The following is a 24,556-nucleotide window of genomic DNA, read 5'->3' as shown; positions in this document are numbered from 1 at the left end:
GACTAAGATGAAAAATATATATAGTACACTTTTAATTTTATTCGTGAGCATTACAGCTTTCGGTCAAAAGTCTGACATTAGGGATGGAAACAAGTTTTTCGCCAATGCAGCTTATATCGATGCAGCTGATACTTATGAAAACGTAAATGAGAAATCTCAGGAGATCCTTCAGAATCTTGGAGACTCTTACTTCTATACAAACCAGATGCAGAACGCAGCTGAAGTATATGAGATGTTATTTTTAAGACATTCCGGTGCTGTTACACCGGAGTATCAATTCCGATATGCTCACGCATTGATGGCTCAGGGTAATTATGTAAAAGCCGATGAGCTAATGAATGAGTTATCTGGAAATGAATGGAATCATGAAGAATTCAAGAATACTCTTGATACTGTAGTTCCACATAAATTCAAGTACGATCAGATCATGAACAATGCTTCATCATCAGATTTCGGAATTGGATTCTATGGTGACAGAGTGGCTTTTGCCTCAACAAGAAATCAGGAACGTCCTATCTATCCATGGAATAAAATGCCTGCATTGGATCTTTACAGTGCGCAAATGGATGATGAAGGTGAGATGAAGGATATTGTTCTTTTCTCAGATGTTATCAATACAGATGAGCATGAGAGTTCAGCAACATTCAGCCAGGATGGAAACACTATCTATTTCGACAGAACGAATGAAGATCGTGTGAAAAATGAGAATGATGTTCGTGTAGCTCACATTAGCATTTACCGTGCTGAAATGGTAGATGGTGAGTGGACCAATGTTGAAAAACTTCCTTTTAGTAGTGAAGATTATTCAGTAGAACACCCAAGCCTAAACGTAGATGGAACGAAGTTATACTTTGCCAGCGACATGCCTGGTGGAAGTGGATCTTTCGATATCTACATGGTAGACATCAATGAAGATGGAACCTTTGGAACTCCTCAAAATCTTGGAGCTGGAGTTAACACTGCCAATAGAGAGCAATTCCCTTTCATTAGCGAAAATGATGTTTTATACTTCACTTCAGATGGACACCAGGGATTTGGTAACCTTGATATCTACAGAACTGAAGGTGACTTCAGTGAAGTAGAAAACCTTGGATCTTCTATAAACAGTGGTAACGATGACTTCGCATATGTTGTGAAAGAGAGTGATGAAACTGGATACTTTGCTTCAAACAGAAGAGGAACAGATAATCTTTATCAATTCACACGTGAAGAGAATGAGATCGTTGAAGCTCCTACTGAAGTTGACCCAACAAGTGGTCAGGATCTTATTCCGATCGATGGAAGCAAAATCTACTTCGATTTTGACAAAGCAACGATCAAGAAAGAGTCTGAAGTTGTTCTGGATTCAGTAGTAACTTATATGAATGATTATCCAAATATCAAAGTAAAAGTTGAGTCTCATGCAGATGCTAGAGGGCCTGATAGCTACAACATGGCATTATCTAAGAGAAGAGCAACTTCTACAGTCGACTACCTTGTTAAGAAGGGAATTGACAGAAGCAGACTAACTTCTGAAGGTTATGGTGAAACACGTCCAGTAAATGACTGTACTCAACCAACCGGATGTACTAATGCAGAATATGCTAAGAACAGAAGAAGTGCATTTGTAGTATCAAACAGAAACTCTGAAAGTCAGTCAATGACAGAAGACGGTTCTGAAGATTCTATGGATGATGATATGATTGAAGACAACGAGAACTAGGTTCAACCTTGTACTAACTAACCAATCAAAATGGAAAACCCCGTGCAATTGCATGGGGTTTTTTTATTTAAATAATTTAAGCTGACTATTTCTTAGGCGGATATCCTTCTAAAGCTTTCTCAATTATTTTATCAAAAGTCTTTTGACGTTTTTCTGGATCAGCATTTGCATCAAAACTACTTTCTACTACCGCCTGCCAGACCAATGCATCTTTCTCTATATCTACAAAATCGAATGTTAGCTCCATATAGGTATCCATTTTACCAATAGGAATACCTCCGCTCACTCCAACTCCCACGTTACCTCCACCTCCACCAAGGCCAAGACCAACTCTGCTACGATTATCTCTTTCGTACTCCTGTGTATATACGTTTACCTGAAGTCCGGCTGTCTCAGATCTACTGAAGCCTTTTTCCTGCATCTTAGAATTTAAGGCATTCAATAGCCTGCCCTGATCAAGTTGATTGAGTCCTGTTTGTAAATCTGAATAAATTGAATAGGAATTATATTGATCGAACTGAACCGTTTGATCGTAATCGTAGACTGCCTGTGGTGTATTACAGGCAGTCATAAATAATAATAATGTAGATATTTTAAGAATCTTCATAACCGGTTTTTTCTAAAAATAGCCAAAACCAGCCGGAGCAAACACCTGTTTAACAGGAATTAAACAAGCTTAATTAAGCATTTGCCATAATTTATCCTTAAGCTCCTGGAGTCCTTTTTGAGCTACGGAAGAGATAAACAGGTATGGAAAATCAAGTTCTTTATCAAGTTGTGATTTCATTTCTGCCTTAAGCTCCTCATCTAAAAGATCACTTTTGGAAATTGCGATCAACCTGTCCTTATCCATTAATTCGGGATTGTATCGTCTAAGCTCATCAACAAGAATATCGTACTGCTCTTTAATATCTTTCGCATCTGAAGGAATTAGAAATAGCAGCGTTGAGTTACGTTCGATATGTCTTAAGAATCGATGTCCAAGACCTCTACCTTCTGCTGCTCCCTCGATGATCCCAGGAATATCTGCAACCACGAAAGTTTGAAAATCTCGATACTGGACGATCCCTAAATTTGGTTTTAGAGTGGTAAATTCATAATTGGCGATCTTTGGTTTTGCAGCAGTAATTACTGAAAGTAAAGTGGATTTTCCAGCATTAGGAAAACCTACCAGACCAACATCTGCAAGAACTTTTAGTTCCAGAGTGATATCCACCTGCTGACCATCAATTCCTGGTTGAGCATATCTTGGAGTCTGGTTCGTTGAACTTTTAAAATGCCAGTTTCCCAGTCCTCCTTTACCACCTTCAGCAATTATAAATTCCTGACCATCTTCAGTAATTTCCTTGATGATCTCGTTAGTTTCAGTATCCCTAATCACAGTACCTAATGGCACATCGATGTATTCATCTGTACCCTGAGCACCTGAACTTCTCTGTTTACTCCCATTGCCGCCATGCTCAGCTTTTACGTGCCGTTTAAATTTAAGATGGAATAATGTCCAGAGGTTCTCATTCCCTTTTACGATTACATGGCCACCACGACCACCATCACCACCATCGGGACCTCCTTTGGTTATATATTTCTCCCTATGCAGGTGCGCAGATCCCTTCCCTCCTTTTCCGGAGAAAACATGGATCTTTACGTAATCAACAAAATTCCCTTCAGTCATATCTTATTTCATTAAATCATCGATCACAGAACTCAGTCGAGTAGTGATCTCTTCTATACTACCTTCACCATTAACTCCGTAATACTTATTTTGTTTCTGGTAGAAATTCTTTAAAATGGCAGTTTCAGCATAATAAACCTTGATCCGATTGCGAATAACACGCTCATCAGCATCATCTGCTCTACCTGAAGTTTTACCTCTTTCCAGCAATCTGTCAACAAGGATCTCATCTTCTACTTCCAGAGCGATCATGGCATTTACTTCAGTTCCTTTCGCTTCCAAAGATTCGCTTAGTGCTTCAGCCTGGGCTTCAGTTCTTGGAAATCCATCAAAAATAAATCCGTTAGCACCTTCATTTTTTTCAACTTCGGCATTCAGCATATTGATGGTAACCTCATCTGGAACCAGTTGTCCCTTATCAATAAACGATTTTGCGCTGAGCCCAAGTTCAGTTTGATTCTTGATATTATACCTGAATACATCTCCCGTAGAAATATGTATAAGATCGTACTTTTCCTTTAAAATGGTTGCCTGAGTTCCCTTGCCTGCACCCGGAGGGCCAAACAGCACTAGATTTGTCATTTTGCTTTCTTTGCGTTTATATACTTGAGTTAGGTTCCTGCCCAGACCGTCGTAGTCAAGACCGTAACCGACAATAAATTTATTAGGTATCTCCATCCCGATAATTTGTACCGGAACATCTTTTTTATAAGCTGAAGGTTTAAAGAAAAGTGTTGCCACCTGGTAATTAGCTACACCAGCCTCAGTTAAAATTCTATCAACCTCAACGAGCGTGTTACCGGTATCTACAATATCTTCCAGAAGAACAACTTCCCTACCTGCAAGTTCCTGTCCTAAACCTAATAAGGTTTTAACTTCTCCGGTAGTTTTGGTGCCTTCATAAGAACCCATTTTTACGAAACTAATTTCGCAGTCACTCTCAAATCGTTTGATCACTTCGGAAGCGAACATAAAAGAGCCATTCAGGATCCCTATGAATACCGGTTTTCTACCTGCATATTCGTCATTCAATCGTTTAGCAATAGTATCGATGGCTTTCGTAATTTCATCCTCAGAGATAAAAGGTTCGAATTCCAGATCGTGTAGCTTTATCAAAATTCAGCAATTTTAAGTGGCAAAGATAAGGAATCTATACAAGCCCGCCTTCCCGAATTCTTGCTGAATAAATATGGCAGGAATCAGGAATAACTTATTTTTGCGAAAAGCCGAATTAACTTATGGTAAATTATTTCTCATCAGACTTTAAACTGGGAATTCTAGGTGGTGGCCAGCTTGGTAAAATGATGCTTTACGAGACCCGAAAGTACGATATCCAGACACTTGTGCTGGATCCAAGCCTGGAGGCTCCGTCAAGAATTTCCTGCGACTATTTTGAGCAGGGAGATCTTATGGATTATGAAACTGTGATTCAGTTTGGCAGAAAAGCAGATGTATTAACTTTCGAAATTGAAGGTATTAATATAGAAGCTTTAAAACAGCTGGAAAGCGAAGGGGTTAAAACATACCCTTCCGCAGCAACACTCGAGAAGATTCAGAATAAGGCGGTACAGAAAGAATTTTACGAACAGCACAATTTACCGACTGCAGCTTTCAAAAGATTTCCAAATCTGGAACTTTTAAAATCAGACGTCAACGAGCAGAAAGTAAGCTTACCTTTCGTTTGGAAAAGCGCTACGGGTGGTTATGATGGAAAAGGAGTATCGGTTATAAGAACAGAAGCTGATCTTGCCAATCTTCCAAATACGGAATGTATTGCTGAAAACCTGGTGCCTTTCAAAAATGAACTGGCGGTTATTGTGGCCCGGAATCCTTCAGGTGAAGTACGCACTTATCCAGTAGTGGAAATGGAATTTCATCCCACGGCAAACCAGGTTGAATATGTCATCTGTCCAGCGCGGATCGAAAATAATGTAGCTGAAAAGGCAAGGAAACTTGCTGAAAATGTTTCCGAAGCATTTGAACATGTAGGATTACTTGCGGTTGAAATGTTTCAGACTGAAGACGATGAAATCTTGATCAATGAAGTGGCTCCAAGACCTCATAATAGCGGTCATTATAGTATTGAAGCTTCCTACACCAACCAGTTCGAACAGCAAATTAGAGCTATTCTGGACCTGCCTTTGGGTAAAACCGATAGTAAACTTGGAGGGATCATGGTTAATCTGGTAGGTGATATAAATCATGAAGGTGAGGTTCAATATAAAAACATAGAAAAGATCATGAGTATGGAAGGAGTTACTCCACATATCTATGGTAAAAAAATTACCAGACCTTTTCGGAAAATGGGTCATGTAACGATCGTAAATAAAGATCTTGGCGAAGCTCGAAAGATCGCTGAAGAAGTAAAGAATAGTATTCAAGTAATTAGCAAAAAATCATAAGATGGGAAAAGTAGCTGTGATCATGGGTAGTACCAGTGATATGCCTGTAATGCAGGAAGCAATCGACATACTGGAAGGATTTGATATACAGGTGGAAGTAGATATCGTTTCAGCTCACCGTACCCCAGAGAAACTATTCGATTTCAGTAAAAATGCCCACGAAAGAGATATCAAAGTTATTATCGCAGGTGCCGGTGGTGCAGCTCACCTGCCAGGGATGGTAGCTTCCATGTCCCCATTGCCAGTGATTGGAGTTCCGGTGAAATCAAGAAACTCCATAGATGGATGGGATTCAGTATTATCAATTTTGCAAATGCCTGGCGGCGTTCCTGTCGCGACCGTTGCACTCGATGGCGCTAAGAACGCAGGTATCCTGGCTGCGCAAATTATAGGTACGGCAGACAAATGCGTAATGGACAAGATCCTTGTCTACAAAGAAGGTCTTAAACAAAAAGTGATCGAAGGCGCGAAAAGCGTTCAGAAAAAGAAATAAAAAAAGGGATCACAATGTGACCCCTAAGCAGTAAACCTTTAATCCGTTATTATTTATTAACCATTCTAAATTTTAACCAGAACTTGCTATACTACTGTATCGTTATAAGTTGATATTTAATCGATTAAAAGGCTAAAATAGAAAATTTAATTAGATCTTTTGCAAAAACGTTCATATAATATTGCAAAAGCGTTAAACGTACATTCATGAGCTCTCAAAATATATTACTGGAAGATTTTAATCAAGCTCCTTTTTCAAGCATAAAAACTTCAGATTACAAGCCGGCTATTATAAAGGCTATAGAACTTGCCCAAAATGATATTGAAGTTATCACCTCCAGCAAAGAAGTACCAAGCTTCGAAAATACAATCGAAGCATTAGAGTTTTCTGGAAATAAACTTGATCGGGTTACCAGCATTTTCTTCAATATAAATTCAGCGGAAACCAATGAAGAAATTCAGCAGATCGCGCAGGATGTTTCTCCTCTACTTTCAGAATTCAAGAATGATGTTATTCTGAATAATGCGCTTTTCAAAAGAGTTAAAAAAGTTTATGATCAAAGAGAATCACTGGACCTCAACAAGGAGCAAATCACCTTACTTGATCAGAAGTACAAGGCATTTACCAGAAATGGAGCCAACCTGACTAACGAAGATCAACAGGCTCTACGTGAGATAGACAAAAAATTATCTAAGCTAAAATTGCAGTTTGGTGAAAATGTTTTAGCTGAAACCAATAAATATGAGCTGGTTGTCACCGAAGAATCTCGGTTAGGTGGATTACCTGATAGTTTCATAGAAGAAGCCAGGAATATTGCAAAATCCAAGGATACCAAAGGCTGGATATTCAGTCTCGAATACCCAAGCTATATTCCATTCATGAAATATGCCGATGACAGGGAATTGCGAAAGGAACTTTCTCTCGCATTTGGATCGAGAGCTTTTAAAGGTGATGAACTGGATAACCAGCAAAATGTTCTTGATATCGCAAAACTGCGATATGAAAGAGCAAAACTACTTGGTTTTGATTCCCATGCTCACTTTGTTCTTGAAGAACGTATGGCAGAAACCCCGCAGAAAGTAGAATCTTTTCTCGAGGAAATGCTGGAGAAAGCAAGACCTGCAGCAGAGCGAGAGTTTAATCAATTAGAAAAGTTCGCTAAAGATCTGGATCAAATCGACACCTTACAAAAATGGGATTCAGCTTATTATGCTGAAAAACTGAAACAGAAATTATTTGATCTGGATGACGAAAAGCTGAAACCTTACTTCCAGTTAGAGAAAGTGATCGATGGTGTGTTTACCATCGCAGGGAAACTTTACGGACTCAATTTCGAACAAACAACTGATGTTGATGTATATCACCAGGATGTTAGAACCTACAATGTTACCGATACTTTAGGAAATGATATAGCTCTTTTCTATGCCGACTTTCATCCCCGTCCCGGCAAAAGAGATGGTGCATGGATGACTGTTTACAAACAGCAGTCGATAGAAAATGGGCAGAATGAGAGACCCCATATATCTATAGTATGCAATTTCACTAAACCAACAGAGAAACAACCTTCTTTACTAACCTTTAATGAAGTAACAACTTTGTTCCATGAATTTGGTCATGCCTTACACGGTATGCTCGCAAATACAACTTACCCAAGTCTTTCTGGCGCCAATGTATACTGGGATTTTGTAGAATTACCAAGTCAGGTTCTTGAAAACTGGTGTTACGAGGAAGAGGCATTGCAACTCTTTGCAAAACATTATAAAACCGGTGAAGCACTTCCACAGGAATACATCACTAAGATCAAGGAATCGTCCAACTTTCTGGAAGGTATGGCAACCATGAGACAGTTAAGCTTTGGAATGTTAGATCTTAGCTGGCATGCGCAGGATCCTTCGAATGTAAGTGATGTAAAGGCACATGAGACAGAAGCATTCGAACCTACCAAATTATTCCCGGATGTGGCCAGTAATTGTATGAGTACAGCATTCTCCCATATTTTCCAGGGTGGTTATTCTGCAGGATATTATTCTTACAAATGGGCAGAAGTACTGGATGCAGACGCATTTGAATATTTTACAGAAAACGGAATATTCTGCAAGGATATCGCAGATAAATTTAAAGATAACATCCTCTCGCAAGGTGGTACAGAACATCCAATGGAACTCTACAAACGCTTCCGCGGAAAAGAACCAAAACCAGATGCTCTATTAAGAAGAGCTGGTTTAATCAGTAAATAAATAATTCTGAAAAGAATGGTAAAACCTGACTAATAAGCTACAGGATCGCCATTCTTTTCATATTTTTGAGTTGCAACCGTCACAAGCACACATGCCTTCAAACCAACTTGATCCAAATAAATGGGTAGACAGATATTCAGATTATCTGTTTAATTATACGATCGTGCGTGTAAATGACCGTGAAGTCGCTAATGACCTAATTTCTGAAACTTTCCTGGCCGGGTTAAAATCTGCTAAGAACTTCAAGGGTGAAGCCAGCGAAAGAACCTGGCTCATTTCGATCCTAAAGCGAAAGATTATCGATCATTATCGGCGTAATAATTCCAGGAAAGGTCAGGCAGAAGTTAAGATCAATTATACTGGAGAAGATAGCGAAGGCGAATGGCTTGAAGAGCAGGTTGCAGATCAATTTGACCGTACCGCCGAGGATGATATGGAAAATAATGAACTGGGACTGGCAATTCTGGATTGTTTGGACTCAATCAACGAAAAACAGGCAGCAATTTTTAAGCGCAAAACTATAGATGGAGTTGATACGGAAGCGATCTGTAATGAATTTGATATCACGCCGTCTAATTTGTGGGTAATTATTCATCGCGCCAGAACTGCTCTGGCTGCGTGCATGGAAAAAAACTGGTTTTAATTATGAGTGAAAAAAGTAAATCTCTGTTTGTTGACTGTTCTGAAGCAGCTACCTGCTGCACGAAAGCACAGTACGATGAAGCCGGTTTTTTTGAAAAGATCAAGTTAACGATCCATCTTGCCTTCTGCAGAACCTGCCGCACATTTTCCAGCAGAAATTCCAAACTTACCCGTAAGCTGAAAGAAGCCAATCTGGAATGCTGTTCCGAAGAGAAAAAGAAAGAATGGCGTGAAAATATTAGTAAACTACATTCGGAAGAACATACTTCGTAATCAATAGAATTCCCAGGTATATTATGGGAATCAACTCCACCCAGAAAGAAGCATAATACTTGGACTGCCGTTCCCTACTCCCTAGCAGAAATACTCCAAGAATTATACAAACTAGAAATAAACTTAGAAGGCTATAACTGCGGAATTGCTGCTGAAATATTTCGATAATAACTATCAGAGTCAGTAAAATAATCCCGAAAAGCCTGGTTTTTCGCACTCCAATTCTTTGCGGAATCGTTTCAAGAGTATTAGAGTCATAGACCAGATCTCTAATTTCAAATGGCAGCGTAAGCACGACAACTAGACAAAACCTCTGGAAGAAATCGATAAGAATTGGTTGATTCAGCAGTTCTTGAGCATTAATCACAGGCAGCAAAACTGTAGTTCCCGCCCATACCATTGCAATCACAAAGATCTTTATCCCGGCAAGACTTCTTAAATTTCTGCTTTTTCCAAAAACCGGTAGCGCATACAAAAGTGTTAGTAAGCCCAGGATAGCTGTTGCTATCAGAACATTTACTGACAGTTGAAGAGCAAAATAGATTAACGTCAGAAAACTTATAAAAGAAAATATTTGAATGATTCGCAGGTTTCCGGCAAGACTGGAATGATGCAGTTTCGCAATGCCAGCGAATTTGACGAAATTATAACCGGTTATCGTTGATAAAAAAATAAAAGCAAGTAGCTCATAGGTAATTTTGAAGTTATATTCGAGCATACTTATCATCGCGAAACATACCACCGCAAGAGCAACGTGGATGCTGCTATTAATATATAAGTCAAAAGCCTGGCGAAGGTACCTCATCTTACGAAATTACATATTCTTTGCTAGTTTCTGGTCAGTCAAAAATCTTAACAACTGTATACCTCTAAACCACTTTAAATTAGCTCGGAATTATGTACTTTTGCGCCACAAAAACACAACTTAATTTATTGATGAGAACAGATTCTTTCGCATTACGCCATATTGGTCCCAAAGCTGAAAATCTTCAGGAAATGTTGGATACGATTGGCGTTGAGTCTATAGAGCAACTTATATACGAAACAATTCCTGATGATATCAGGCTGGAGAACCCACTTAATTTGCCAAAAGCAATGAGTGAAAATCAGTATGCAGAACATATCAAGAAGCTTTCAGAGAAGAATAAATTATACAAGACCTACATTGGTTTAGGATACCATCAAAGCATCCTGCCAGCGGTTATCCAGAGAAATATTCTGGAAAATCCGGGTTGGTACACTGCTTACACTCCTTACCAGGCAGAAATCGCTCAGGGTAGACTGGAAGCTCTTCTGAATTTCCAGACCATGGTAAGTGATCTTACCGGAATGGAGCTTGCGAATGCATCTTTATTAGATGAATCTACTGCTGCAGCTGAAGCAATGGCGCTTTTATTCTCTGTTCGCGAAAGAGATCAGAAAAAAGCAAACGTCAATAAATTTTTCGTTTCTCAGCAAACATTACCGCAGACCATTTCTCTAATGGAAACGCGTGCTAATTTTCTTGGGATCGATATGATCGTGGGAGATCATGAAGAATTTGACTTTTCTGAAGAATACTTTGGAGCACTTGTTCAGTATCCTGGGAAATTCGGACAGATCTTCGATTACAAAGAATTTGTAGAGAAATGTAAAGCAGCAAACATCAAAACTGCATTTGCGGCAGATATACTTAGTCTGGTAATGCTTCAGGCTCCGGGAGAACTTGGAGTAGACGTGGTTGTTGGAACTACCCAGCGTTTTGGAATTCCGTTAGGATATGGAGGACCTCACGCGGCATTTTTTGGAACCAGAGAGGAATTTAAAAGAAACCTTCCAGGACGTATTATTGGTCTTACGAAGGATGTAGACGGGAATAATGCCCTTAGAATGGCGCTTCAAACGCGTGAACAACATATTAAAAGAGATAAAGCAACTTCCAATATTTGTACTGCACAGGTTCTTCTTGCGGTGATGGCGGGAATGTATGCGGTATATCACGGTCCACGAGGACTAGAGTACATCGCAGGTATTGTGCATGCAACGGCAGTTAGCCTGGAGGATAGTTTGAAGGAGCTTGGTTTCGAACAGCAGAATTCAGCATATTTTGATACGCTACATGTAAAGGTTGACGCTAAATCTTTAAAAACTATTGCTGAAAAGCACGAAATAAACTTTTTCTATCCTGATTCCGAAAGCGCCTGTATATCGATCAATGAGACCACTACTACAGACGATCTGAACGCCATCATTTCAGTTTTTTCTGAATTAAAAGATAAAGAAGCTACTGAAGTTTCTGAATTATCTTCTGAAATTAGAATTCCGGAGTCACTTCAACGTACTACCGAATTTTTAACTCACGAAGTATTCAATTTGTATCATTCAGAAACTGAATTGATGCGTTATATCAAAAAGCTGGAGCGCAAGGATCTTTCCCTGAACCACTCGATGATTAGTCTTGGATCCTGCACCATGAAATTGAATGCAGCTTCAGAAATGTTGCCTTTAAGTAATCCTCAATGGGGAAATTTACACCCATTTGTTCCTGTAGACCAGGCTCAGGGTTACCAAACGGTATTAAAAGAACTTGAAGATCAGTTAACTGAAATTACAGGATTTTCAGCAACCTCTTTACAACCGAATTCCGGAGCTCAGGGCGAGTATGCTGGTTTAATGGTTATACGTGCATACCACGAAGCAAAGGGAGACAGTCATAGAAATATTTGCCTGATCCCTTCGTCTGCACATGGCACAAATCCTGCTTCAGCAGTGATGGCCGGGATGAAAGTGATTGTTACCAAAGCCACTGAAAATGGAAATATAGACGTTGATGATCTACGCGAAAAAGCATTAAAGCACAAGGATAATCTTGCTGCACTTATGGTTACCTATCCTTCAACACACGGGGTATTTGAATCAGCTATTCGTGAAGTAACCAATATCATTCACGAAAATGGTGGTCAGGTTTATATGGATGGCGCTAACATGAATGCACAGGTTGGACTTACCAATCCAGGGAAAATTGGCGCTGATGTCTGTCACCTGAACCTTCATAAAACTTTCGCCATTCCTCACGGCGGTGGTGGACCTGGTGTTGGTCCTATTTGTGTAGCTGAGCAGTTGAAACCTTTCGTTCCTGGAAACCCGGTGATTAAAACCGGAGGAGATCAGGCGATTGGCGCGATTTCTTCAGCTCCATGGGGTTCTGCCCTAGTTTGCCTTATATCTTACGGATACATCAAAATGCTTGGGACTGAAGGTCTTCAAAAGGCAACAGAATATGCTATTTTGAATGCTAATTATATCAAGGAGCGTTTGAACGGACATTATAAAACCCTTTATTCCGGAGAAAGAGGACGTGCTGCGCATGAGATGATCGTAGATTGCAGACCTTTCAAAGAAAAAGGTATTGAAGTAACAGATATCGCCAAACGATTGATCGATTATGGGTTCCACGCACCAACAGTATCATTCCCTGTTGCTGGAACTGTAATGATCGAACCAACGGAAAGTGAATCAAAACCTGAACTGGATAGATTCTGTGATGCGCTAATTTCAATTCGTAAAGAAATTGACGAAGCATCGGTAGACGAACCTAACAATGTGTTGAAGAATGCTCCGCATACCATACATATGCTTACCGCTAACGAATGGAATTTACCGTATACTCGTGAGAAAGCAGCATATCCACTAAGCCATTTACATGACAATAAGTTCTGGCCAAGTGTACGACGTGTGGATGAAGCTTACGGAGACAGGAACCTGATGTGTACCTGCCCTCCTACGGAAGAATATGCCGAAGTATAAGCCAGATAGCACTTTAGAAATAAAAACCTGTCAACTGGCAGGTTTTTTTTCGACCAAAAAGTATTAAATTTTAAATGTAGCTTAAGGCTATTTAATTAAATTGTGAAATATTTATAATCTCAGAGTCAGATGAATTTTAAAATTACCGGTACGGGAAGTTACATACCTAATGTTGTCACAAGAAATGCTGACTTTGAGCAACATGAGTTTTTTAACCTCGACGGGAGTTCTTTTCCTCAGGATAATCCAACTACAATTCGTAAGTTCAAAGCTATTACCGGGATTGAAGAGCGCAGGTATATTGAACCTGAAATGAATACTTCAGATATTGCAACTCTGGCTAGTAAAAAAGCTATAGAAGATGCTGGAATAGACCCTGAAACTCTTGATTATATCATAGTTGCTCATAATTATGGAGACGTTAAATCCAATACCGTTCAAAGCGATACCGTACCAAGTTTAGCTACCCGGGTAAAAGCAAAATTGAAGATCAGCAATCCTAAATGTGTAGGATATGACATTTTATTTGGCTGTCCTGGCTGGATTGAAGGTATGGTGCAGGCCAATGCATTTATTAAGGCAGGCATTGCGAAACGCTGCCTGGTAATTGGCGCTGAAGCTTTATCCAGGGTGGTAGATAGTCACGACAGAGATAGCATGATTTTTTCAGATGGTGCCGGAGCGGCAATTTTAGAAGCTTCAGAAGAAACTGGAGGTATTCTTTCTCATGAGTCGGCGACATTCTCATTGCAGGAATCTGAATATATCTACTTCGGAAAATCAAATAACAGTAAATCTTACGAAGATATTCGTTTTATAAAAATGAATGGTCGCAAGATCTACGAATTTGCTCTCGTCAACGTACCAAAAGCGATGAAAACCTGCCTGGAAAATAGCGGGAAATCTATTGAAGACCTTAAAACTGTATTTATTCACCAGGCAAATGAGAAGATGGATGAAGCTATCATCAACAGGTTCTACAAATTACACAACATGCAAGCGCCTGAACATGTGATGCCTATGACCATCCACGAATTGGGAAATAGCAGTGTAGCCACTGTTCCAACGCTTCTGGATCTTGTACGTAAAGGCAAAATTGACCATCAAAAACTTGAGAAAGGTGACGTTGTAATGTTTGCCAGCGTTGGTGCAGGAATGAACATTAATGCGATCACTTACCAGGTATAATGTACGAACAAAGTTTCCCGGAAGAACGCTTTCAGAAGACACTGGAATTTTTAGAAAATCATATTTCCAGAGATGAACGAATACTGGATCTGGGAGTTCCCAATCCTTTTTCAAAGATCATGGAAAAGGAAGGTTTTCAGGTAAATAATACCCGTGGGGAAGATCTGGACGATCATTTTGAGGCGGTTCAATCAAATTCTTATGATTGCATTACGGCGTTCGAAATCTTCGAACATCTACTCGCTCCATATAATATTCTGAAAGAGATCAAAGCCCAGAAACTTTTAGCAAGCGTGCCATTGAATTTATGGTTTACTCCTGCCTATCGCAGCAAGACAGATCCGTGGGACCGGCATTATCATGAGTTCGAAAAATGGCAGTTTGACTGGTTGCTTGAAAAAAGTGGCTGGCAAATAAAGGATAGTATTCAATGGGCACATCCAGTGAAGAAAATTGGATTACGCCCAATACTTCGGAAGTTTACTCCAAGGTACTATGCTGTCTATGCTGAAAGAATCTAATACTCTATCTTAGCCACTTACTGAAATATCCATTTCGTGAGAATCTATATTATCATCCCCGCACATAATGAGGCTAATATTATTGGCCGGACGCTAAAGTCGCTTGCTGAGCAATCGCTGAAACCTGCGAAAATAATGGTTGTAGATGATAATTCTACTGATTTAACTTCAGAAATTGTAGAGGGTTTTGTTGCAAAATATGACTTTATAGATCTTGTTCAGAATGAATCTTCTGCAGAACATGCTCCAGGTAGTAAGGTGATCAATGCTTTCTACCAGGGATTCTATCAGCTAGATGATAATTTTGATATCATTTGTAAATTTGATGCTGACCTTATTTTTCCTGAAAATTACCTGCAAAGGATCGTTGAGATATTTAAAACGGAACCGGGTGTTGGAATGGCTGGAGGCTTTTGCAGTGTCCAGAGAAAGGATAAATGGATTCCCGAAAATCTTACAGGTAAAGATCATATTCGTGGCGCACTAAAAGCGTACAGCAAACATTGTTTCATACAAATTGGGGAACTTAAACCTGCCATGGGCTGGGATACAGCAGATGAACTTCTGGCTAGATTTCATGGTTGGAAAGTTGTGACCGATGAAAATTTATTGGTCAAACATCTTCGTCCTACCGGCATGAATTATTTTGAGCATTCTGGTCGCAAGCAAGGTGAGGCATTCTACAGACTTCGATATGGAGTTGCTTTGAGCATGATCGCTTCAGCCAAACTTGCTGCTCTAAAGATGAATCCCTTTGCATTATTACACTATCTATCTGGTTTCTTTAATGCCAGAAAGAAAAAACGACCTTTTCTCGTTTCCGAAGAAGAAGGCCGTTTTATTAGAAAGTTGCGTTGGGACGCTATTAAAAATAAGTTCTTGTAATTACCTGTCCAGTACTTCTTTTAAAGGTTTTCCTGTATTAGCATTTGGGAAAGCAATTCCCAGCATCGCTGAAATAGTTGGTGCAATATCTCTAATGTATGTTTTCTCGTAAGTTTCACCTTTGTTAATTCCTTTTCCGAAGAAAAGAAGAGGTGCATGTGTATCATAAGTGAAACCACTCCCATGAGTCGTCCCCTTATCAGGGTATACAATATAACCAGGATCTATCACAAATACCATGTCTCCACTACGTTTCTGATTATATCCATTCTGGATAAGTTCTCCTATCTGGTTTGAAAACGCACCGATCTGAAGTTCATTCCTCGTGAATACTCTTGATATTTTCTCCTGTTTCAGTAAAAAATGAGACATCTTTGAAGTCACTTCTTCCAAACTAATATCTTCAGCTAACAATTCATCGTAATTCAGGAAGATCTGGCTGTTGCTTATATTTTTTATCAGACTATCATTTTTGAACGTTTCAGAAGAAAATTTATTCAGTTTTTCCTTCATGCTTAATTCGTCATAATAACCAGCAGGTACTTTTTTAGACTTTAAGTAAGCAGGCACATCTACTCCACCGTGATCTGCAGTCAGAAAAACCACGTACTCGCCAGCGCCTACCTCAGCATCCAGATATTGCAGAACATCTGCTATGTTTTCATCTAATCTCATATAAGTGTCCTGAATTTCTTTGCTGTTCACTCCAAAGTTATGACCTACGTAATCGGTACTGGAAAAACTAAGGGTAAGAACATCGGTAATATTGTCCTTTCCTAGCTCCTCACCCTTGATCGCAGCTTTAGCAAATTCCGCAGTAAGATCATTTCCGAAAGGTGTGGCCTTGATAAGGTCATATTCGCCATTTGCTTTAGCCAGTTTTTTAAGATCATAAGGGAAGTCTGCAGTCTCTTTCCCGTCGAAACCAAACTCAAATTCATTACGATCCACACCACTTTGCTGGTAAGTTGTAATATCCTTCAACGGCGCCCATTCTTTCAAATAAGATTTGGCTATACCCGATTCGTTAAAATCCTGCACCCATTGAGGTAATTGCTCCATATAGTAAGAACTTGTGATCCATTTCGCTTCATCTTTGCCATGGAACCAGTAAGCAGCATTAGCTGCATGACCAGCCGGGAGTATTGCTCCACGATCTTTTAAGGCTACCCCTATTGTTTTGCCTTTTCCCTGAGTTTGCAGCCTGTTCTCATCACCAAAAGTGGTAGATTTCATACGACGAGGCGACATTTTTCCAGCACGGTCTGTGGTTCCTATTGGATTCACATTATCATCACCGGCACAATAAACAAACGAATCTTCGAACTTGTTATACCAGTTATTTCCTATAATACCGTGATTCGCTGGAGTTGTCCCAGTGAATACTGAAGCATGCCCCGGGCCGGTATAAGTAGGAACATAATTAAAATGATGATTTTTGAAGTTATAGCCATTATTGACCATTCTTTTAAATCCGTTTTCCCCAAATTGATCCCAGAATCGGGTTAGGTAATCATAGCGCATCTGGTCTACAACAATACCAACTACCAGCTTTGGTTTTTCCTTTGTGATCTGTGAACTAACAGGTTTAAAACTTATTAGCATTAGCAGTATGATCAAGCTTCGTTTCATTCTGTAAAATAATTAGTTTGAATTCCCAAAATTACTAAACTTGAAACGCTAAAGTTTAATTAAGCGTTAAATACTTTAGAACGAAATTTTAGTATTTTAGCTGGACAAAATTGAATTGATGACGTACCTGTACTCCATTGGGGAATACTTTATAATGCTTAAGGGAGTTTTTGGCAGAATGACCAAAGGCTCGGTTCTAAGAAATCTAATATTTAAGGAGATCAATGAGCTTATTATGGGCTCTATGGGAATTGTAGCATTCCTGTCTTTCTTCATAGGTGCGGTTGTCGCAATCCAAACAGCCTTAAACCTTAACAATCCGTTGATTCCAAAATCACTGGTAGCTTTCGCAGCAAGACAGTCGATCATTCTGGAATTCGCCCCCACATTTATCTCCATTATCATGGCAGGTAAGGTTGGATCTTTTATCACATCCAGTATTGGTTCCATGCGCGTTACAGAGCAGATCGATGCACTTGAGGTAATGGGTATAAATTCCAAGAACTACCTAATTTTCCCTAAGATCATGGCGATGCTTACGTATCCATTCGTGATCGCCATATCTATGTTCCTGGGAATTGCGGGGGCTTATACAGCTGCTGTTTTTGGTGGTTTTGTGACCAGCGATCAATTTCTTACTGGGTTGCAGGATGATTTCATTGGCTTTCACCTTGTTTACGCTTTTATTAAAACAATATTATTTGCCTTTATTCTCGCTACGGTCCCATCTTATCACGGATATTTTATGAAAGGTGGAGCCCTTGAAGTTGGAGAAGCTTCTACCACCTCATTCGTATGGACAAGTGTGGTATTAATCATTACCAACTACGTTATAACACAACTTTTATTAAGCTAGCAGATGATACAGGTAAAGGATTTACATAAAGGTTTTAACGGTCAGGAAGTACTAAAAGGTATCGACTATCAATTTGAGCGCGGTAAAACGAACCTAATCATCGGGCAATCTGGATCCGGGAAAAGTGTTTTTCTGAAGTGTATGCTTGGATTGTTCAAACCAGATCAGGGTGCAATAGAATATGACGGCAAACCTTACTCCAACTTTTCAGATGAAGAGCAAAGGGAATTAAGAACTGAAATTGGAATGTTGTTTCAGGGTGGAGCCCTTTTCGATTCTATGACCGTAGAAGAGAATGTGATGTTCCCATTGCGCATGTTCACTAATCAGAAGAGTGGCGAAATGCGTGATCGCGTACACGAGGTATTGAAAAGAGTCAATCTTGAAGGAAACGATACTAAAATGCCTTCAGAGATTAGTGGAGGGATGCAGAAAAGGGTAGCGATTGCCAGAGCGATTGTAAATAAACCTAAATATCTTTTCTGTGATGAACCAAACTCAGGTTTGGATCCACAGACGGCCACCGTTATCGACAACCTCATACAACAGCTGACTCACGAAAATGAGATTACTACTGTTGTAATTACGCACGATATGAATTCTGTATTAGAGATTGGAGAAAGAATTGCATTTCTAAAAGATGGACTATTGGCCTGGAAAGGCACGAAAGAAGATATCTTCCATACTCAGGATAAAACCGTAACAGATTTTGTATACTCTTCTAACTTATTCAAGAAAGTTCGAGAAGCCCAGCTAAAAGGGCACTAGAAAATCGAATACTATTTTTCAGAAATCATTGATCTTTTAGAAACGCTTAAGTTTATTGCAAGTTGCAGGACGAGGGACGCTGAATTGAAAGAATTAATGTTTTCTTATCCCGTTTCTAAAATAACACCTATTCAATTTAAAACCGTTATTTAAGAAGATTCACACATATTCTACACTATTTCGAACAACAATCGTTTTTTCAAGCATTACTATTTGAAAGTTTGATTCGCTTTTTTTCTTACTTTTTCGAAAGACTCTTTTTTAAATCTTGGATCAACATAGCCAAAAAAACTTATTGTACTATCTTTCTTGTGTACTAAAACAATAAATTTTTCACCTTTATTTAAATGGACTTTTAGATTTTCTTCATGGCCTCTAAAGGGATTTTCTTTCTCCAGAAAATATTCATAGAATAAAATATTTGTTTTAGGAATATGATAGCTTAGTCTATTTTCAATTACCCTTCCCGTCACTTCATAAAAGTCCTTCGGATTATACTCTTCGTATTCTAGATTCGTAATTTTCTTTTTATCCGAACAACCTGAGTTTAGAATCAAACAGGTAATTAGAAATATAAAAATCAGTATTCGTCTAGCTGAAATCATTAGGAAATTGCTTCGTGCCACTTAAAACCCAATATATCTAAACTTTAAGCTTGTACATTTGAATATAGAAGATTTTCAGGAAGTAATATTAGCGAACATTTTTGATCGCTACTGTATCTAATTTGAGTCTCACCTTCATCCACTGACCAAATTTATCTTGCTGAACCTTTAATTTATCACCGCGAAGATCTCTATCCCAGGTCACTGTGAAAGTTGGAATTGTATCAGTCTTCTGGAAATTCGTGGTCATTAGATTAGAATATCCTATTTCTTCAATGTCTTCATAATTGATCTTAGCTTCCTTACTCAATTCAGTAAAACTGAATTTTTCTCCGCGATACTTAGACAACTCTTTTTCAAGAAGCTCAATTCTTTTATCCTTATTCGCCATCACTTCCTGATTCTTTACGTAAAGATCTTCAAGGATACCGCTTCTCAACTGACTCGACAGCATGTCCATATCCTGTGATTGATCTGCTCCTTGGTGAACAATGAGTTCAGCATCAGCTAGTGCTTCAATTTCCTTCATCTGGCTCTTCCAGGTTTCTATCGTTGCGTTAGGTACAGGGTTCCCAATAAAGTAGATGTCAACTTGCTTATCCTTAAAGTCGCTGGTGTTTTTGATAATCTCAGCCCCATTGTATCTAAGGTTATTTGTGATAAACTCTTCAGCCTTACTATGATAAACCTGCTCTCTTAAAAGCTTGACAAACAAAACAACACTCGGGATCATTACGATAATGGCTATAGTAGATGCAATCTGCGCGATTCTCTTCCTTCGCTTGCTATTCGCATAACGAACTAATGGAAAACCAAGCAATTTAGCTACCACAAATGTCGATAACGCTATAAATACGGCGTTAATAGAAAATAAGTACAATGCACCCAGAGCATATTCCCATTTAGCATTGGCTATACCATATCCCACGGTACATAGCGGTGGCATCAAAGCTGTTGCAATCGCAACTCCAAGTATCACACTGGCAATGGTACCTCTTTTGGTCTTCGCCACTATTAACGCTAAACCACCAAAAATTGCTACCAGCACATCCAGTATGGTAGGATAGGTTCTGGCTACAAGCTCTGGTGTCTCGTTTTTAACGGGTGAAATAAAGAAGTAAACAGTCGCAGTTAAAACACTAAGTCCAACCATTATTCCAAGGTTTACGAACGAACGTCTTAGTGTATCCACATCGTTAATGGCTACCGCCATTCCAATTCCTACGATAGGACCCATTAATGGAGAGATAAGCATCGCACCAATTACTACAGCTGTGCTACTTACGTTTAGACCAATGGATGCTACGAAAATGGAGAATATAAGGATCCAGGCGTTATGTCCCTTAAAGGATATATCCTTCTGTACAGCCTCTACCGTCGATTCTCTATCGGTATCCGGACGTATGTCCAGCAATCGGCTCAGGAAATTTCTTGCCTGGCTGCTTATTTGCTTGGCGTCCTTGCTTAGGTTTTCTGAAACCTTCTCTTTCGGCTCTTCCTTAGGAGCTTGTTGTTCTTCCATCTTAACCTAATTCTTCACCAAATTTATCCATCACCGTTTTTCGCCACTCCTTAATCCCCTGTTCGTTGGATTTGGGAACGATCATAAGAACGTCCTTATCTTCAACGATTATATAGTCATCAAGTCCCTGTACTACCACCAATTTATTTCCAGAGGTAGAGATGATATTATTACTTGAATCCTTTGAAAGCACTCGGGCCTTCATTAAGGTATTCCCGTCTTCGTCTGCTGGCAGTTCAGACTGGACAGATGACCAGGTTCCCAAATCATTCCAGTCAAAGCTGGCAGGAATCATATATACTTTATCCGACTTTTCCATGATGCCGTAATCAATAGAAATGTTGGCTGCCAGATGATAGTTCTCTTTTATAAATTGTTTTTCTTCCGAAGTATTAAGAAGTTTTTCGGCCTTAGCGAACAGGTCGTACATTTCACGCAAATGAGTCTTAAAATTTGCAATGATCGTCTCAGCACGCCAGATAAAAATACCAGCGTTCCAGGCGTAGTTCCCAGCATCTATAAACTCCTGTGCTTTCATCTCCCCTGGTTTTTCAGTAAAATTGATCACCGGCTTTACCTCAGCCGATTCATCCTTATCATACTCTATGTACCCATAACCTGTATTGGGGCCATTAGGCTCGATCCCAAGAGTGATAAGTTTATCATTATTCTCCACCTCTAAAAAGGCCTTTTCCAATGCTGTAATAAAATCCTCCTCTTCTTTGATCCAATGGTCACTAGGAGCAACCACAATACTAGCACATGGATTTTTATTGTAGATCTTCATGGAACCCAGTAAAATGCAAGGTGCAGTATTTCTCATAGCCGGTTCTGCAACGATCTGATCATCATGGATCGAACTAATCTGTTCCTTGATCACATCTACATAATCTTCATTCGTAAGCACGTAAATGTTTTCCTGGGGAATTAATCTCGAAAGTCTTTTAAAAGTTGTTTGAAATAGAGTTTCGCCAACAGCAAGTATATCCAGAAATTGCTTAGGAGAAGATTTCTTGCTGGCAGGCCAGAACCTGGAACCGACTCCGCCGGCCATAAGAATAGCGTAATAATTGTCTTTTTTGGTTCCAGTCATATTTAAACTTTTAGCAGTTGTACTTCAGCATTAGGCTGAAACAAATATATACGTCCGGTATCAATTTCCAGACATTCAAATCTTTTTACTTTTCTAGGCCCTTTCTTGAAAGTTTTACCATTATGAATCCTGAAAATGCTTCCGGAAGGAATTTCAAAAACGTAGTTCTTATCATTTTCGGGATCATAGCTTTTCAATGCTACTGAAAGATGTGCATCTGTATCACTTGAAGCTTTAGGGTTTCTAAAGTGATTCGCTATCACCGGCAATAAAGAACCTGGAAAAATCTCGGGCCTGATGAAAGGTAACATTAAACTTCTAAAACAATGTTTCCATTCCTGGCCATGTGGCTTAATACTTCTTCCATATTTTTCGAAAGCTACCAGATGTGCGATCTCATGCACGGTCGTAATTAGAAACCTATATTTATTCAAATTAGAATTGATGGTGATTTGCTGAGAGCCATCTGGCATTCTCCGGTAATCACCATGCCTGGTCACTCTTTCGTTTACGATCTTCAAATGAACCGAATGTAACCTGATCATCTCCGAAATAGGTTCAACAGCGGTAGCTGGAAGATATTTTGAAAGAATTTCTTTCATAAATTATGGAGTACTATTTGAAACCTGCATGATCTTACCATTGTAGAACTGCTGACCATTCTGACTAAAATCGGCTATATAATTCGCCATTTTTTCCGCAGTAACCGGTGCCTCATAACCAGGAAAGGCTTCTTCAAGCATTTCAGTTTGAACAGCTCCCAAGGCAAGCACGTTAAATGCCGGACCATTCTCTTTGTATTCTTCAGCAAGTAGCTCAGTAAGTGTAATAAGCGCTCCCTTGCTGGAACTATAAGCAGCAAGCCCAGGAAACTTCATACTTCCCTGAATTCCGCCCATACTACTTACATTAACAACATGTCCACCGGTGCTCATATATGGTAATAACTGGCGGGTAAGCTCAGCTACTCCTATCACATTCACTTTATATACTTCTGAAAATTCCTCCATAGTAGATTCAGCAAAAGGTTTATTTAAAAGTGTTCCTGCATTATTTATTAGAATATCAACTTTAGAGTCCCAGTTTTTAGTGATCCACTTACCAATATTTTCAATTTCAGAAATACTGGTAATATCGAATGCGAGCGCATTCACTTGCTCAAGGCTTAGATTTTTGACAGGTTCATCATTTCTGGAAAGCGCCAGTACTTCGTGACCCTGTTCTGCTAAGATTTTCACCATTTCAAATCCAATTCCACGACTGGTTCCGGTAATTACAATTTTACTCATCACTCGTCATTTTAATTTCTTTCTCTTCGGAATTTGCCATTTTTGTAAGTCCTGGGATCAATGCACTGATAAGTTCAGACATGAATTCAGGATCAAGTTTTTCAGCTTCATCATCTACGTGATGGTAGTAGTTATAATTCGAAAAATCGAATGTAGAAACAGTTTGTGATGGCACACCAAAGGTTTCGTAAAATGGATAGTTATCGCTACGTTTAAATAAGCTCATTTGCTGCGCCTGCGGCAGGAATCCAAGCACTTTCTCACCATTAGAATATTCATTGAATTTTTCAGCCAGATTGGATTTTTCAAATCCGGTAAGATAAGCCTGATAATCCCTGGCTTTCATTGGAACTCCAATCATTTCAATATTGAACATCACATAAAGATCAAGCTCTTCAGACTTCAATCTATTAGCAAGATGTTTTGATCCTACCAATCCCATCTCTTCCGCAGAAAATAAAGTGAACAGGATACTTCTCTTATTATTTTCAAGCTTAGCGAACTCTTTTGCCAGTGCCAGGACTGCAACGGTTCCAGCAGCATTATCATTAGCACCATTGGCTATAGCATCGCCATCTACCGGTTTTCCTTCACCAATATGGTCGTAATGAGCTCCTATCACGATAAACTCATTTTTAAGATTTTCGTCGCTTCCCTCAAGATATCCTACAATATTAAATCCATCAGTATTTTTAACCTGAAAGCTATCCCGGTAAGTTTCAAAATAAGGTTTGATTCCGGCGCTTTTAAATTCTTTTTCTATAAAGCTGGCAGCCTCTTCAATTCCGGCTGTACCGGTCTTTCTACCCAATAGATCATCTGAACTTAAGTATTCCAGATGTTCCGCAACCTCTTTGCTATCTATAACATTCTCTGTAGTTTGCGCATTACAGGACAATAATCCTGCAACTGCAAGCGTCAAACCAGCTATTTTACCTTTATATGTAGTGTTTCTCATAAAGCTAAAGATAAAAAAATCCCGCAATTATG

Annotated in this window: 23 protein-coding genes; 12 read left to right on the top strand and 11 right to left on the bottom strand. The window is 39.3% G+C overall.

The window, feature by feature from the left end; all coding sequences use genetic code 11:
• Positions 1–7: 7 nt before the first annotated feature.
• Positions 8–1,702 (top strand): OmpA family protein, encoded by a 1,695-nt coding sequence (locus JM79_RS03430; RefSeq protein ID WP_185739459.1) that lies wholly within the window; start codon positions 8–10, stop codon positions 1,700–1,702.
• An 85-nt stretch (positions 1,703–1,787) separates the two neighbouring features.
• Here JM79_RS03430 and JM79_RS03425 read toward each other — a convergent pair whose 3' ends face one another.
• From JM79_RS03425 to JM79_RS03415, 3 genes are all read right to left on the bottom strand, one after another.
• Positions 1,788–2,309 (bottom strand): DUF4136 domain-containing protein, encoded by a 522-nt coding sequence (locus JM79_RS03425; protein ID WP_141876817.1) that lies wholly within the window; start codon positions 2,307–2,309, stop codon positions 1,788–1,790.
• Positions 2,310–2,378: 69 nt separating this feature from the next.
• Positions 2,379–3,374, bottom strand: a complete 996-nt coding sequence (gene obgE / locus JM79_RS03420; RefSeq protein ID WP_141876816.1) for a GTPase ObgE — start codon at positions 3,372–3,374, stop codon at positions 2,379–2,381.
• 3 nt (positions 3,375–3,377) lie between these two features.
• Positions 3,378–4,490: an adenylate kinase gene (locus JM79_RS03415; protein WP_141876815.1), complete on the bottom strand. Its 1,113-nt coding sequence runs from the start codon at positions 4,488–4,490 to the stop codon at positions 3,378–3,380.
• A gap of 122 nt (positions 4,491–4,612) precedes the next feature.
• On the opposite strand from JM79_RS03415, the gene JM79_RS03410 reads away from it, so the two are divergent.
• From JM79_RS03410 to JM79_RS03390, 5 genes are all read left to right on the top strand, one after another.
• Positions 4,613–5,776: a 5-(carboxyamino)imidazole ribonucleotide synthase gene (locus JM79_RS03410; RefSeq protein ID WP_141876814.1), complete on the top strand. Its 1,164-nt coding sequence runs from the start codon at positions 4,613–4,615 to the stop codon at positions 5,774–5,776.
• Between the two features lies 1 nt (position 5,777).
• Positions 5,778–6,269 carry a 5-(carboxyamino)imidazole ribonucleotide mutase gene (gene purE / locus JM79_RS03405; protein WP_141876813.1) on the top strand — a complete coding sequence of 164 codons (492 nt, stop codon included), beginning with the start codon at positions 5,778–5,780 and terminating at the stop codon, positions 6,267–6,269.
• 206 nt (positions 6,270–6,475) lie between these two features.
• Complete coding sequence (locus JM79_RS03400; protein ID WP_141876812.1) at positions 6,476–8,506, top strand: M3 family metallopeptidase; 2,031 nt, start codon at positions 6,476–6,478, stop codon at positions 8,504–8,506.
• A 91-nt stretch (positions 8,507–8,597) separates the two neighbouring features.
• Positions 8,598–9,149 (top strand): sigma-70 family RNA polymerase sigma factor, encoded by a 552-nt coding sequence (locus JM79_RS03395; protein ID WP_141876811.1) that lies wholly within the window; start codon positions 8,598–8,600, stop codon positions 9,147–9,149.
• A gap of 2 nt (positions 9,150–9,151) precedes the next feature.
• A complete protein-coding gene (locus JM79_RS03390; RefSeq protein ID WP_141876810.1) occupies positions 9,152–9,421 on the top strand; it encodes a hypothetical protein in 270 nt (89 codons plus the stop codon).
• Here JM79_RS03390 and JM79_RS03385 read toward each other — a convergent pair.
• Positions 9,387–10,226 carry a hypothetical protein gene (locus JM79_RS03385; RefSeq protein ID WP_141876809.1) on the bottom strand — a complete coding sequence of 280 codons (840 nt, stop codon included), beginning with the start codon at positions 10,224–10,226 and terminating at the stop codon, positions 9,387–9,389. The genes JM79_RS03390 and JM79_RS03385 overlap by 35 nt on opposite strands.
• 131 nt (positions 10,227–10,357) lie before the next feature.
• On the opposite strand from JM79_RS03385, the gene gcvP reads away from it, so the two are divergent.
• The 4 genes from gcvP (at position 10,358) to JM79_RS03365 (ending at position 15,801) form a co-directional block, all read left to right on the top strand.
• Entirely contained in the window at positions 10,358–13,207 is a 2,850-nt protein-coding gene (gene gcvP / locus JM79_RS03380) for an aminomethyl-transferring glycine dehydrogenase (RefSeq protein WP_221625442.1), read from the top strand.
• A 129-nt stretch (positions 13,208–13,336) separates the two neighbouring features.
• Positions 13,337–14,395 (top strand): ketoacyl-ACP synthase III, encoded by a 1,059-nt coding sequence (locus JM79_RS03375; RefSeq protein ID WP_141876807.1) that lies wholly within the window; start codon positions 13,337–13,339, stop codon positions 14,393–14,395.
• Entirely contained in the window at positions 14,395–14,916 is a 522-nt protein-coding gene (locus JM79_RS03370) for a methyltransferase domain-containing protein (RefSeq protein ID WP_141876806.1), read from the top strand. Before JM79_RS03375 ends, JM79_RS03370 begins: the two co-directional genes overlap by 1 nt.
• Before the next feature lie 36 nt (positions 14,917–14,952).
• The gene (locus JM79_RS03365; RefSeq protein WP_141876805.1) at positions 14,953–15,801 is read left to right on the top strand and encodes a glycosyltransferase family 2 protein; all 849 of its coding nucleotides are present in this window, start codon (positions 14,953–14,955) and stop codon (positions 15,799–15,801) included.
• Here the strand turns inward: JM79_RS03365 and pafA are convergent, their stop codons facing one another.
• Positions 15,802–17,433: an alkaline phosphatase PafA gene (gene pafA, locus JM79_RS03360; RefSeq protein ID WP_141876804.1), complete on the bottom strand. Its 1,632-nt coding sequence runs from the start codon at positions 17,431–17,433 to the stop codon at positions 15,802–15,804. It lies immediately after the preceding gene.
• A gap of 118 nt (positions 17,434–17,551) precedes the next feature.
• On the opposite strand from pafA, the gene JM79_RS03355 reads away from it, so the two are divergent.
• Both JM79_RS03355 and JM79_RS03350 read left to right on the top strand, forming a co-directional pair.
• Positions 17,552–18,289: an ABC transporter permease gene (locus tag JM79_RS03355; RefSeq protein ID WP_141876803.1), complete on the top strand. Its 738-nt coding sequence runs from the start codon at positions 17,552–17,554 to the stop codon at positions 18,287–18,289.
• A 3-nt stretch (positions 18,290–18,292) separates the two neighbouring features.
• Entirely contained in the window at positions 18,293–19,057 is a 765-nt protein-coding gene (locus JM79_RS03350; RefSeq protein WP_141876802.1) for an ABC transporter ATP-binding protein, read from the top strand.
• A 209-nt stretch (positions 19,058–19,266) separates the two neighbouring features.
• Here the strand turns inward: JM79_RS03350 and JM79_RS03345 are convergent, their stop codons facing one another.
• From JM79_RS03345 to JM79_RS03320, 6 genes are all read right to left on the bottom strand, one after another.
• Complete coding sequence (locus tag JM79_RS03345) at positions 19,267–19,662, bottom strand: hypothetical protein (protein WP_141876801.1); 396 nt, start codon at positions 19,660–19,662, stop codon at positions 19,267–19,269.
• Positions 19,663–19,750: 88 nt separating this feature from the next.
• Positions 19,751–21,184, bottom strand: a complete 1,434-nt coding sequence (locus tag JM79_RS03340) for a DUF389 domain-containing protein (protein WP_141876800.1) — start codon at positions 21,182–21,184, stop codon at positions 19,751–19,753.
• A gap of 1 nt (position 21,185) precedes the next feature.
• Positions 21,186–22,277: a sugar phosphate nucleotidyltransferase gene (locus tag JM79_RS03335; RefSeq protein ID WP_141876799.1), complete on the bottom strand. Its 1,092-nt coding sequence runs from the start codon at positions 22,275–22,277 to the stop codon at positions 21,186–21,188.
• A gap of 2 nt (positions 22,278–22,279) precedes the next feature.
• Positions 22,280–22,879, bottom strand: a complete 600-nt coding sequence (locus JM79_RS03330; RefSeq protein WP_141876798.1) for a SprT-like domain-containing protein — start codon at positions 22,877–22,879, stop codon at positions 22,280–22,282.
• A 3-nt stretch (positions 22,880–22,882) separates the two neighbouring features.
• On the bottom strand, positions 22,883–23,566 hold the full coding sequence (locus JM79_RS03325; RefSeq protein WP_141876797.1) for an SDR family oxidoreductase: 684 nt from the start codon (positions 23,564–23,566) through the stop codon (positions 22,883–22,885).
• The gene (locus JM79_RS03320) at positions 23,559–24,524 is read right to left on the bottom strand and encodes a M20/M25/M40 family metallo-hydrolase (protein ID WP_141876796.1); all 966 of its coding nucleotides are present in this window, start codon (positions 24,522–24,524) and stop codon (positions 23,559–23,561) included. The genes JM79_RS03325 and JM79_RS03320 overlap by 8 nt, the downstream gene beginning before the upstream one ends.
• Positions 24,525–24,556 lie beyond the last annotated feature (32 nt).

This window comes from Gramella sp. Hel_I_59 (genome assembly GCF_006714895.1).
GTDB lineage: Bacteria > Bacteroidota > Bacteroidia > Flavobacteriales > Flavobacteriaceae > Christiangramia.
The sequence above is the reverse complement of the archived record's forward strand: the minus strand, read 5'-3'. Positions and strand labels throughout refer to the sequence as shown.